The organism is Ruegeria sp. BHSA162 (assembly GCF_059613385.1).
In genome coordinates this window covers 58,544-68,885 of the sequence record NZ_JBXWSK010000011.1, presented here as the reverse complement: position 1 = coordinate 68,885, position 10,342 = coordinate 58,544, and the positions used below count along the sequence as shown (strand labels likewise).

The window sequence follows — 10,342 nt, the reverse complement described above, 5'->3', positions numbered from 1 at the left end:
CCTGATCAACCGGTGGATTGTTCCGCTGGAAGAGGGCAAGGACATTCTGGGCCTTCAGTCGGGCGAAAAGTTCGAAGTTCCCTTCGACACGCTGGTCATCTTCTCGACCAACTTCCACCCGAACGAGATCTTCGACCAGGCCGCGCTTCGCCGGATCTTCTTCAAGATCAAGATCGACGGTCCGAACCAGGAAAACTTCCTGAAGATCTTCGCCATGGTGGCCCGCAAGCGCGGCATTCCGTTGGACGAGGCCGCGCTGGTGCATCTGCTGAAGGTCAAGTATCCGACCATCAACAATGTCTATGCAAACTATCAGCCGATCTTCCTGATCGACCAGATGATCTCGATCTGCGAGTTCGAGGGCATCCCCTATCAGATGAGCCCGGAATTGATCGACCGCGCCTGGGCGAACATGTTCGTCAAGGACGAGGAAATCGTTAAGTAAGATGGGCCCAAACCGCATTCCGCTTTGACATCGGGCGGGCTAGTCTGCGCATATGACGCAGATTCCCGCCCGGATTGACACCTGGTTTGCCGCCAGGGGTTGGTCCATCCACCCGCATCAACAGGCCATGATCGACCGGGCGCAGGCCCCGGCGACGCTGTTGATCGCGCCCACGGGCGGCGGCAAGACGATGGCCGGGTTCCTGCCCTCTCTGATCGAACTGGCCGATGGGCGGCACGCGGGGCTGCACACGATCTATGTCTCGCCGCTCAAAGCGCTGGCCGCCGACATCAAGCGCAACCTGCGCGGCCCGGCCGACGAGATGGGCTTGCCGATCCGGATCGAGGATCGTACCGGCGATACCACCCCCACCCAGAAGAAACGCCAGCGCGTGGACCCGCCGCATATCCTGCTGACGACCCCGGAAAGCCTGGCGCTGCTGACGTCCTACGAGGATGCGCCGCGCATGTTCCAAGGCGTTCAGCGCGTGATCGTGGACGAGATACATGCGTTGGCCGACAGCAAACGGGGCGACCAGTTGATGCTGGCGCTAACCCGCCTTCAGACCCTGTGCCCCGATCTGCGGCGCGTGGGCCTGTCGGCGACGGTCGAGGACCCGGACGCCATCGCGCGCTTTCTGGCCCGCCACCCCGACCCTTGCGACATCGTTCTGGCCGACCCCGGCCCCGACCCCGATATCGCCATGTTGCAAACGGCCGAAATGCCGCCGTGGGCCGGGGGCGGCGCGGCCTATGCCATCCCGGCGGTGCTGGAGCAGGTCCGGCAGCACAAGACGACGCTGATCTTCCACAACACCCGCGCTCAGGCCGAGATCTTCTTTCACAACCTGTGGCTGGCCAATGACGAAGGCCTGCCCATCGGCATCCACCATGGCAGCCTCGACCGGCAACAGCGCGAACGGGTCGAGGCGGCAATGGTCCGTGGCGACCTGCGCGCCATCGTCTGCACCGGCAGCCTTGATCTGGGAATCGATTGGGGCGACGTGGACCTTGTGATCCAGATCGGCGCCCCCAAAAACGTCAAGCGCCTGGTCCAGCGGATCGGGCGGGCCAACCACCGCTACAACGCGCCGTCCAAGGCCCTGCTGGTGCCTGCCAACAGGTTCGAGGTGGTCGAATGCGTCGCCGCACTGGAGGCCGCACGCGCGCACGATCTGGACGGCGAGCCGCGCGGCCCCGGCCCGCGTGACGTTTTGTGCCAACACATCCTGATCGCGGCCTGCGCCGGACCGTTCGATGCCGATGCCCTTTATGCCGAGGTCACCTCGGCCGGTCCCTATGCCGATCTGTCCCGCGCGGCCTTCGATGCCTGTCTGGAGTTCTGCGCAACTGGTGGCTATGCGCTGCGGGCCTATGACCGCTGGCAGCGCCTGCAACAGCGCCCCGACGGGTTGTGGCAGCTGCGTGACCCGCGCGCGGCGCAACGCATCCGCATGAACCTGGGCACGATCCAGGACAGCGATACCCTGAAGGTCCGGCTGAAACGCAACCGGGGCGGCAAACCCCTGGGCGAGGTCGAAGAGGCCTTTGCCGCATCGCTGACCCCCGGCGACACCTTCCTGATCGGCGGTCAGATCGTGCGCTATGAAGGGCTGCGCGAAACGGTTGTCGAGGTCACGCGCCGTGCGGACAAAAAGCCCAAGATCGCCACCTTCTCGGGCACCAAGTTCGCCACTTCGACCCAGCTGAGCGACCGCATCCTGCGGATGTTCGCACAGCCCGGCTGGCCGCAACTGCCCGAACATACGGGTGAATGGCTGGAACTGCAGCGCCGGATGTCGCGGCTGCCCGGGCGTGACCGGCTGTTGATCGAGAGCTTTCCCAATGACGGCCGCGAAAACCTGTGCGTCTACGGCTTTGCCGGACGCAACGCACAACAGACGCTGGGTCTGCTGCTGACCAAACGGATGGAGGAAACCGGGCTGGCCCCGCTGGGCTTTGTCGCGACCGACTATGCCACGCTGATCTGGGGACTGGACGCGGTGACCGACCCCAGCCCCCTGTTCCAGATCGAGGCCCTGCGCGACGGGCTGGACAACTGGCTGGCGGGCAACGCGGTGATGAAACGCACCTTCCGCGCGTCGGCCACCATCGCCGGGCTGATCGAGCGCAACACAGGTGGCCAACGCAAAAGCGGGCGACAGGCGACCTTTTCGTCGGACATCCTGTACGACACGCTGCTGAAATACGACCCTGACCACCTGCTGATGCAGATCACCCGCGAAGAAGCCATGCGCGGGCTGGTCGATTTCGGACGGATCGAGGCCATGATCGCGCGCATCGGCGACCGGATCGACCTGATCCGGCTGGACCGGGTGTCACCGCTGGCGGCGCCGTTGCTGCTCGAGGTGGGAAAGGTTCCAGTTAAGGGCGCGGCCGAAGAGCGGCTGCTGGCCGAAGAAAGCGCCCGTTTGTTGCGCGACGCCGGCCTGGAACCCGCCTGAAGAAACGACTTGCAAATCACGTCCCGACGGGCAAAGAACGGACCATGAACAGCCTTGAATTTTCGTTTGCGGGTGCCCGGCTGCGCGCCATGGGATCGGGCGCGCTTTGGTGGCCGGCGCACGATCTTCTTTGTGTTTCGGACCTGCACTTGGGCAAGTCATCTCGGATCGTTCGGCGGGGCGGACCGGCCCTTCCCCCTTATGACAACCGAGAGACCCTGTCCCGGCTGGCCGCCGATCTGGACACGACCGGCGCCAAGACGGTGGTATGCTTGGGGGACAGTTTCGATGATCTCGAAGCCTCGGAAACGCTGAGCGATGCAGATCGGCTCGAGATTTCTGCGCTGCAGGCCGGGCGGCTGTGGATCTGGATAGAGGGCAACCATGATCCGGGTCCCGTCGCGCTGAGCGGCACCCATCTGGCCGAGTGGAGCCAAGACGTGCTGGTCTTCCGCCATATTGCGGAACCCGACGCGCAAGGCGAAGTTTCAGGGCATTTTCACCCCAAGGTCCGGCTCAATGCGCCGGGCCGCATGATCTCGCGCCCGGCATTTTTGTTTGACCGGTGTCGGGTGATCATGCCGGCTTATGGGACATATACCGGAGGGCTGCGCAGCTCGGATACCGCGTTGTCTCAGTTGATGCAGCCGGACGCCCGTGCCATTCTGACGGGCCCGCAGCCACAGCTGACGGTGATGCCGCGTTAGCCGACAGCTGGTTCAGATCACACCGTCTTCTTCCAGTTTGGGTTTGTATTTGCGGCTGACGGGAACCAGATCATCGTTCCGAAGGCGCAGGTAGGTTTTGCCGTTGTTTTTCTGAATTTCCAGAATGGCCGCGTCCGTAACCCAATGGGATCTGTGGGTACAATGGCCCGAAATCGGCTCCATCTCAGCAATCGCGTCAGTAAAGCGCGACCGGATCGTAAAGGTTCCGCTGGTGGTCACCACATCAACGTAGTGATCCCGGACCGCAAGCCGCAGGATATCACCACGAAACCCGTCCGGCAGGCGGCTCACCAAACGGGGTTGGGGTGCTTCGATGACTTCGTCATTTTCAGGCGGGGCTTCGCCTTTGCTGACCAGAACCAGACCTGTGCTAAACAGCGCACCGTAGGTGCCAACCGCCAGCAAACCGGGGGCATCGTGGCCACTGGCAGCGCACAGGATCCACGTCAGGATCCACAACGCAGGCGTGAACAATACAAGGATCACCAAGGCAAACGCCACGTCCCGAACCGTCAGTCCGACATGGTCCAGACGATCCTTCACCAACTGCCGAGACCCCCACGTTGCCACAACCGCCAGAATCATCACTCCTGCCCAGAACGCCAGACGTACGGAAAAGGGTAGATCCATTTCTCGGAACGGTGGAAAAGTATAGGCGAGCAACGGGACGAACAGAATACCGGCGACCACCCTCTGAGGCGTGCATTCTGCAATGAATGGGCTCAGTTTTGACAACATATCAAAATCAATGAGCAGCATTTCGGGACCCAGCCCTTGTCCCTCAGACGCCCACTTATTCACTTCGTAACCGGCTGGAAACTCAAGCTTATCACGAAATGTCAGACAATCAAACACGTTTGCGGCGTGCTAGTGGGGTCGTTTCATCCCCACGTTGGCCCCGGGGCGGACGCTCCGCCCCAGGGCCGCCAGTGGTCAGGCCGTCAGGCCTTCGGGCTCGGGCAGGCCGTTCGACCGGCAACAGGCCGTCAGAGTGTTGGCCAACAGGCAGGCGATGGTCATCGGGCCAACACCACCGGGAACCGGTGTAATAGCGCCTGCGCGCTCGGCCGCGCTTGCATAGTCCACGTCGCCGACCAGCTTGGTTTTTCCATCACGCTCGATCCGGTTGATGCCAACGTCGATGACGGTGGCACCCTCCTTGATCCAGTCGCCAGGTACCATCTCGGGGCGGCCCACCGCGGCCACGACGATATCGGCGCGACGCACGACATCGGGCAAGTCTTTGGTACGGCTGTGCGCGATGGTCACGGTGCAGCTGTCGCCCAGCAATAATTGGGCCATCGGCTTACCCACGATGTTCGACCGGCCGATCACCACCGCATCCATGCCGGACAACGAGCCATGATGATCGCGCAACATCATCAGGCAGCCCAACGGCGTGCAGGGAACCATGGACTTCTGACCGGTGCCCAACAGACCAACGTTCGAGATGTGGAACCCGTCGACATCCTTGGCCGGGTCGATCGAGTTGATTACCAGGTCCTCATTCAGATGTTTGGGCAGCGGAAGCTGGACCAGAATGCCATTCACCGCGGGATCGTTGTTCAGCTTCTCGATCAAGGCCAGCAGATCTGCCTCGGACGTGTCGACATCCAGCTTGTGCTCGTATGAGTTCATGCCCACTTCGACAGTCATCTTGCCCTTGGAGCGGACATAGACCTGGCTGGCCGGATCTTCGCCGACCAGGACTACTGCCAGACCGGGGGTGATGCCGTTTTCTTCCTTGAGTTTTGCAACCTGGTCGGCGACTTGCGCGCGGACCTTGGCCGCAAAGGCCTTGCCGTCGATGACTTGAGCTACCATCCTTTGATCCCTTCTTTCAAAAAGCGGATCGGGCGCGAAGGGCGCCCGGTCATTCAGTCGGGGCCGAGCACGTTCTCCTCGCGCGCAATCGACCAATCAATCAAGATGCGCCAAAGCCTTTCGGTCAGATCGGGGTCCATGCCCACCTCAACCGAGTTCGAACGCACCTTTTGCACCACATCCTCGACACGCTCGGGAATTCGGGCCGGCAGGCCCTCGCCCGGTTTCAATTCGGACGCGCGATCGATGTAGGTTGCGCGCGTCGCCAACAGTTCGATCAGTTGGCGGTCCAGCTTGTCGATCTGAACCCGCAATTCCTGCATGGAATGACAGTCCTGCGGCAGTGTCAGAGTGGGCATCGCAATCTCCTCATGGCCCGGGGATTCCCCGGACCACGAGATGTCTTATTCAGCGGCTTAGAACAAGCCCTCGATCTGCCCTTCGTCGTTGAGGCGGATTGTCTCAGCCGCCGGTTTGCGGGGCAGACCGGGCATGGTCATGATCTCACCGCAGACCACCACGATAAAGCCGGCACCCGCCGACAGGCGCACCTCGCGCACCGGAACCGAGTGGCCGGTGGGCGCGCCGCGCAGCGACGGATCGGTCGAGAAGGAATACTGTGTCTTGGCCATGCAGACCGGCAGATTGCGGTATCCGGCGGCTTCCCATTCCTTCAACTGGTTGCGGATCTTGGCATCGGCCAGAACCTCGTCGGCGCGGTAGATGCGCTTGGCGATGGTCTCGATCTTCTCGAACAGGGACATTTCGTCAGGGTAGATCGGCGCAAAATTCGCGGTACCGGCATCTGCCAGTTCAACGACTTTTTTTGCCAGATCTGCAGATCCTTCCGAGCCCAGTTCCCAATGCCGCGACAGAACCGCCTCAACCCCATGTTCGGCGCAGTAGTCCTTGACCGCCTGAACCTCGGCATCGGTATCGGTGACAAAGTGGTTGATCGCCACGACGACCGGCACGCCGAAGGATTTCACGTTCTCGATATGGCGGCCCAGGTTGGCACAGCCCGACTTTACCGCGTCGACGTTTTCCGCGCCCAGATCGGCCTTGGCCACGCCGCCATTCATCTTCATCGCGCGAACCGTTGCAACCAGCACCACGGCCGACGGCGCAATGCCTGCCTTGCGGCACTTGATGTTCATGAACTTCTCCGCGCCCAGATCGGCCCCGAAACCGGCCTCGGTCACGACATAGTCGGCTACCTTCAGCGCGGTCTTGGTCGCGATGACCGAGTTGCAGCCATGCGCGATGTTGGCAAACGGGCCGCCATGCACGAAGGCCGGGTTGTTTTCCAGCGTCTGCACCAGGTTGGGCTGCATCGCGTCTTTCAGAAGAACGGTCATCGCGCCTTCGGCCTTGATGTCGCGGCAATAAACCGGGGTCTTGTCACGGCGGTAGGCCACGATGATGTCGCCCAGGCGCTTTTCAAGATCCTTCAGGTCGTTGGCCAGGCACAGGATCGCCATGACCTCGGACGCAACGGTAATGTCGAAACCTGCTTCACGCGGGAAACCGTTCGACACGCCCCCCAAAGAGGCCGTGATCTGGCGCAGGGCGCGGTCGTTCATGTCGACGACCCGGCGCCAAACGACGCGGCGGGTATCGATTTCCAGCTCGTTGCCCCAATAGATGTGGTTGTCGATCATCGCCGACAGCAGCGAGTGGGCCGAGGTGATGGCGTGGAAGTCACCGGTGAAGTGCAGGTTCATCTCTTCCATCGGAACGACCTGCGCATAGCCACCGCCCGCGGCCCCCCCCTTCATGCCGAAGTTCGGACCAAGCGAGGCCTCGCGGATACAGATCATCGCATTCTTGCCGATCCGGTTCAGGCCATCACCCAAACCGACGGTTGTGGTGGTCTTGCCCTCGCCCGCGGGCGTCGGGTTGATTGCAGTCACAAGGATCAGCTTGCCATCTTCGCGGTCCTGGACCGAGTTGATGAAATTCTGGCTTACCTTGGCCTTGTCATGGCCGTATGGCAGCAGATCGTCGCTCGAGATGCCGATTTTTGCACCAATCTCCTGGATTGGCTTCTTGTTCGCCTCGCGAGCGATTTCAATGTCGGATTTGTAGCTCATTGGGCAAGATCCCTGATTGAATTCCGTGCAAAACCGACGCCGCGCGTCGGTGCTGTCAAATCCATACCGTTGTGTACGGTTTGAATGGATGTGGATTCCGACATTTTCAGGCCGCGAAACGGCGTAGGACTTGTTCGGACGTATCTAATCGGAAACCGCCGTCTGCTTTGGGTTCCATGCGCGCTGATCGGGGACGAACAGGGTCAGACTGTCTCCGAGCCTCAGAAGCCCCGGCCGTTCGATCCAAGCGGTCACCCCGCGCCGGCCCTGTGCGGCCGGTTTGAAGCGGGCGCCGTGCCCCGGTGACTCTGCTTCGATTTCACGTCCGGGCAGGACACAAGGGCGGTTCTCCATATCGACGGTCAGGGTCAATCCCGTATCCGCCTGCAGCCGAGACGAGGGCGGAACATGCGTGAAATCCGGAATGCCCTCGACAACGATACTTGCACCCAAAAGGGCCGGATCCAGCCGGTCCACGCCCATGTCAGAAGCAATGGCCGCCATTTCCTCGGCAGCCAGGATCGTCAGCTGTCGCACGTTACGGATTTCGGTGCCTTCCGGGTACAGATTCTTGACCCGCACGCAGGATGGTCGATTGAGTCCTTCATGACGCGCGCCAATGTCGCCCGAGAACCCTAGGTCGAGCTGCGGCACCGGCTGAGCCCGCAGGGATTGCCCGGCGGGAACGTGGCCCAACCAGACGACCCGGGCCTTGAATTCGGTTTCACGCAGGACAGGCATGCCATTTCCTTTCGACAGCGGATCAAAGTTCGCTGCAGCCTAACGCTCGCTGCCCTGATGAAAAGGCCGAAAAGAAAAGACCCGGCTCTGGGGCCGGGTCTCTTGCGTCATGCCGAAGGTTCAGGCTCCATCCCGCCCTCGGGCGGGGTCTTCTTGACCTTGGTCTTGGGAATCGCCGTCACGCTCGCGGCATTGCCGTGATCGGACTTGTCGCTTTCGTCGTCACTCTCATTCGGCGGTTCGCCATTCATGACGCGCTTGATTTCGTCACCCGTCAGAGTTTCGTATTCAAGCAGACCCTGAGCCAGACGCTCCCATTCTTCCTTGTATTCGGTCAGGATCTGATGGGCGCGGTCATATCCCTGCTGGATCAGCCGTTTGACCTCTTCCTCGATCAGTTCCTTGGTATGGGCCGAAACCGAGAACCCGGCCGTGTTGCCCTGATAGCCTTCATGCGCCTCGGCATAGTCGATGTTGCCGACCTTGTCGGACATGCCCCAACGCATCACCATGGCCCGCGCCAATTGGCTGGCCTGCATGATGTCGCCGGCCGGGCCGTTCGAGACGTGGTCTTCACCGTATTTGATGACCTCGGCCGCCTTGCCCGCCATGGTCATGGCCAGCTTCTGCTCACATTCGTCCCTGTGATAGTTCAGCTGGTCCATTTCAGGCAGGCTTACCACCATGCCCAGCGCGCCGCCGCGCGGGATGATCGTGGCCTTGTAGACCGGATCGCACAACGGCAGGGTCATGCCGACCACGGCATGGCCGGCCTCGTGATAGGCGGTCTTTTCCTTCTGGTCCTGGGTCAGCACCATCGAGCGGCGCTCGGCCCCCATCATCACCTTGTCCTTGGCGTTCTCGAAGTCTTCCATGGTGACAAAGCGCCGACCGACACGTGCGGCCATCAGCGCGGCTTCGTTAACAAGGTTGGCAAGGTCAGCCCCCGAGAAGCCGGGTGTGCCGCGCGCGATGATGCGCAGATCGACATCCGGACCCAAAGGCGTCTTGCGGGCGTGAACGCCAAGAATCTTTTCGCGACCTTTGATGTCCGGGTTGCCGACGGTCACCTGACGGTCAAAGCGGCCCGGGCGCAGCAGCGCCGGGTCGAGCACGTCCTTGCGGTTGGTTGCAGCCAGGATGATGACGCCCTCGTTTGCCTCGAACCCGTCCATCTCGACCAGAAGCTGGTTCAGGGTCTGTTCGCGTTCGTCGTTGCCGCCGCCATATCCGGCACCACGGTGGCGACCCACGGCGTCGATCTCGTCGATGAAGACGATGCAGGGCGCGTTCTTCTTGGCCTGTTCGAACATGTCGCGCACGCGGGACGCACCCACACCGACGAACATTTCCACGAAGTCCGAACCCGAGATGGTAAAGAACGGCACGCCGGCCTCACCCGCAATTGCACGGGCCAGCAGCGTCTTGCCGGTGCCCGGAGGGCCAACCAGCAGCGCACCTTTCGGGATCTTGCCGCCAAGGCGCGAGAATTTCTGCGGGTTGCGCAGGAATTCGACGATCTCTTCCAACTCTTCCTTGGCCTCGTCGATGCCCGCCACGTCGTCAAAGGTCACGCGGCCGTGCTTTTCGGTCAGCATCTTGGCCTTGGACTTGCCAAAGCCCATTGCGCCACCTTTGCCGCCGCCCTGCATCCGGTTCATGAAATAAACCCAGACGCCGATCAGCAGCAGGAAAGGCAGCAGCGTAATCAGGAAAGACTGGAAGCCCGATTGCTGCTGCTTTTCGGCCCGCACGGGGATGTCTTTCTCGATCAGCAGCTTGGTGACTTCGGCATCACCGGGCTTGATCGTGACGAAATTCCCGCCGGAACTGGTTGTGTAACGGATCTGCTCACCATCCAGCGTCACGCCTTTTACGTCGCCTGCTTCGACGGCGCTTACGAAATCCGAATAGGTTTTTTCATTGCTCTGGAGGGTTCCTCCCGGTCCGCTGAACAGATTGAACAGTGCAAGGATCAACAGGAAGAGAACGACCCAGAAGGCTATATTGCGAGCGTTGCCCAAGAAAATTCTCCCAAAAGACATCG

General features: G+C 61.5%; 9 protein-coding genes. 3 read left to right on the top strand and 6 right to left on the bottom strand.

All coding sequences use genetic code 11. The annotated features are described in order from the left end of the window. The 3 genes from AC2FM5_RS05930 to pdeM form a co-directional block, all read left to right on the top strand. Positions 1–445 (top strand): DUF8689 domain-containing protein (locus AC2FM5_RS05930; protein WP_496734414.1); only part of this gene is annotated, 445 nt, incomplete at its 5' end. A gap of 52 nt (positions 446–497) precedes the next feature. Further along, positions 498–2,909, top strand: a complete 2,412-nt coding sequence (locus AC2FM5_RS05925) for a ligase-associated DNA damage response DEXH box helicase (protein WP_496734411.1) — start codon at positions 498–500, stop codon at positions 2,907–2,909. Positions 2,910–2,953: 44 nt separating this feature from the next. Next, on the top strand, positions 2,954–3,616 hold the full coding sequence (pdeM, locus tag AC2FM5_RS05920) for a ligase-associated DNA damage response endonuclease PdeM (RefSeq protein ID WP_496734409.1): 663 nt from the start codon (positions 2,954–2,956) through the stop codon (positions 3,614–3,616). 12 nt (positions 3,617–3,628) lie between these two features. On the opposite strand, the gene AC2FM5_RS05915 is transcribed toward pdeM, so the two are convergent. The 6 genes from AC2FM5_RS05915 to ftsH form a co-directional block, all read right to left on the bottom strand. Then, entirely contained in the window at positions 3,629–4,267 is a 639-nt protein-coding gene (locus AC2FM5_RS05915; RefSeq protein ID WP_496734407.1) for a LytTR family DNA-binding domain-containing protein, read from the bottom strand. A 303-nt stretch (positions 4,268–4,570) separates the two neighbouring features. Continuing rightward, entirely contained in the window at positions 4,571–5,461 is an 891-nt protein-coding gene (gene folD / locus AC2FM5_RS05910; RefSeq protein WP_170358169.1) for a bifunctional methylenetetrahydrofolate dehydrogenase/methenyltetrahydrofolate cyclohydrolase FolD, read from the bottom strand. A gap of 53 nt (positions 5,462–5,514) precedes the next feature. Beyond that, the gene (locus tag AC2FM5_RS05905) at positions 5,515–5,820 is read right to left on the bottom strand and encodes a chorismate mutase (protein ID WP_170337522.1); all 306 of its coding nucleotides are present in this window, start codon (positions 5,818–5,820) and stop codon (positions 5,515–5,517) included. Between the two features lie 57 nt (positions 5,821–5,877). Continuing rightward, the gene (locus AC2FM5_RS05900; RefSeq protein WP_170390652.1) at positions 5,878–7,554 is read right to left on the bottom strand and encodes a formate--tetrahydrofolate ligase; all 1,677 of its coding nucleotides are present in this window, start codon (positions 7,552–7,554) and stop codon (positions 5,878–5,880) included. A gap of 144 nt (positions 7,555–7,698) precedes the next feature. Next, on the bottom strand, positions 7,699–8,295 hold the full coding sequence (locus AC2FM5_RS05895; protein WP_170401721.1) for an MOSC domain-containing protein: 597 nt from the start codon (positions 8,293–8,295) through the stop codon (positions 7,699–7,701). A gap of 107 nt (positions 8,296–8,402) precedes the next feature. Further along, entirely contained in the window at positions 8,403–10,319 is a 1,917-nt protein-coding gene (ftsH, locus tag AC2FM5_RS05890) for an ATP-dependent zinc metalloprotease FtsH (protein ID WP_496734404.1), read from the bottom strand. Between the last annotated feature and the right edge of the window lie 23 nt (positions 10,320–10,342).

What these genes read in the sequence shown, in the direction of transcription:
- AC2FM5_RS05895 (WP_170401721.1), bottom strand. Translation starts at nt 8,295, where the DNA reads ATGCCTGTCCTGCGTGAAACCGAATTCAAGGCCCGGGTCGTCTGGTTG.
- AC2FM5_RS05900 (WP_170390652.1), bottom strand. Translation starts at nt 7,554, where the DNA reads ATGAGCTACAAATCCGACATTGAAATCGCTCGCGAGGCGAACAAGAAG.
- AC2FM5_RS05905 (WP_170337522.1), bottom strand. Translation starts at nt 5,820, where the DNA reads ATGCCCACTCTGACACTGCCGCAGGACTGTCATTCCATGCAGGAATTG.
- AC2FM5_RS05915 (WP_496734407.1), bottom strand. Translation starts at nt 4,267, where the DNA reads ATGGATCTACCCTTTTCCGTACGTCTGGCGTTCTGGGCAGGAGTGATG.
- pdeM (WP_496734409.1), top strand. Translation starts at nt 2,954, where the DNA reads ATGAACAGCCTTGAATTTTCGTTTGCGGGTGCCCGGCTGCGCGCCATG.
- AC2FM5_RS05925 (WP_496734411.1), top strand. Translation starts at nt 498, where the DNA reads ATGACGCAGATTCCCGCCCGGATTGACACCTGGTTTGCCGCCAGGGGT.
- folD (WP_170358169.1), bottom strand. Translation starts at nt 5,461, where the DNA reads ATGGTAGCTCAAGTCATCGACGGCAAGGCCTTTGCGGCCAAGGTCCGC.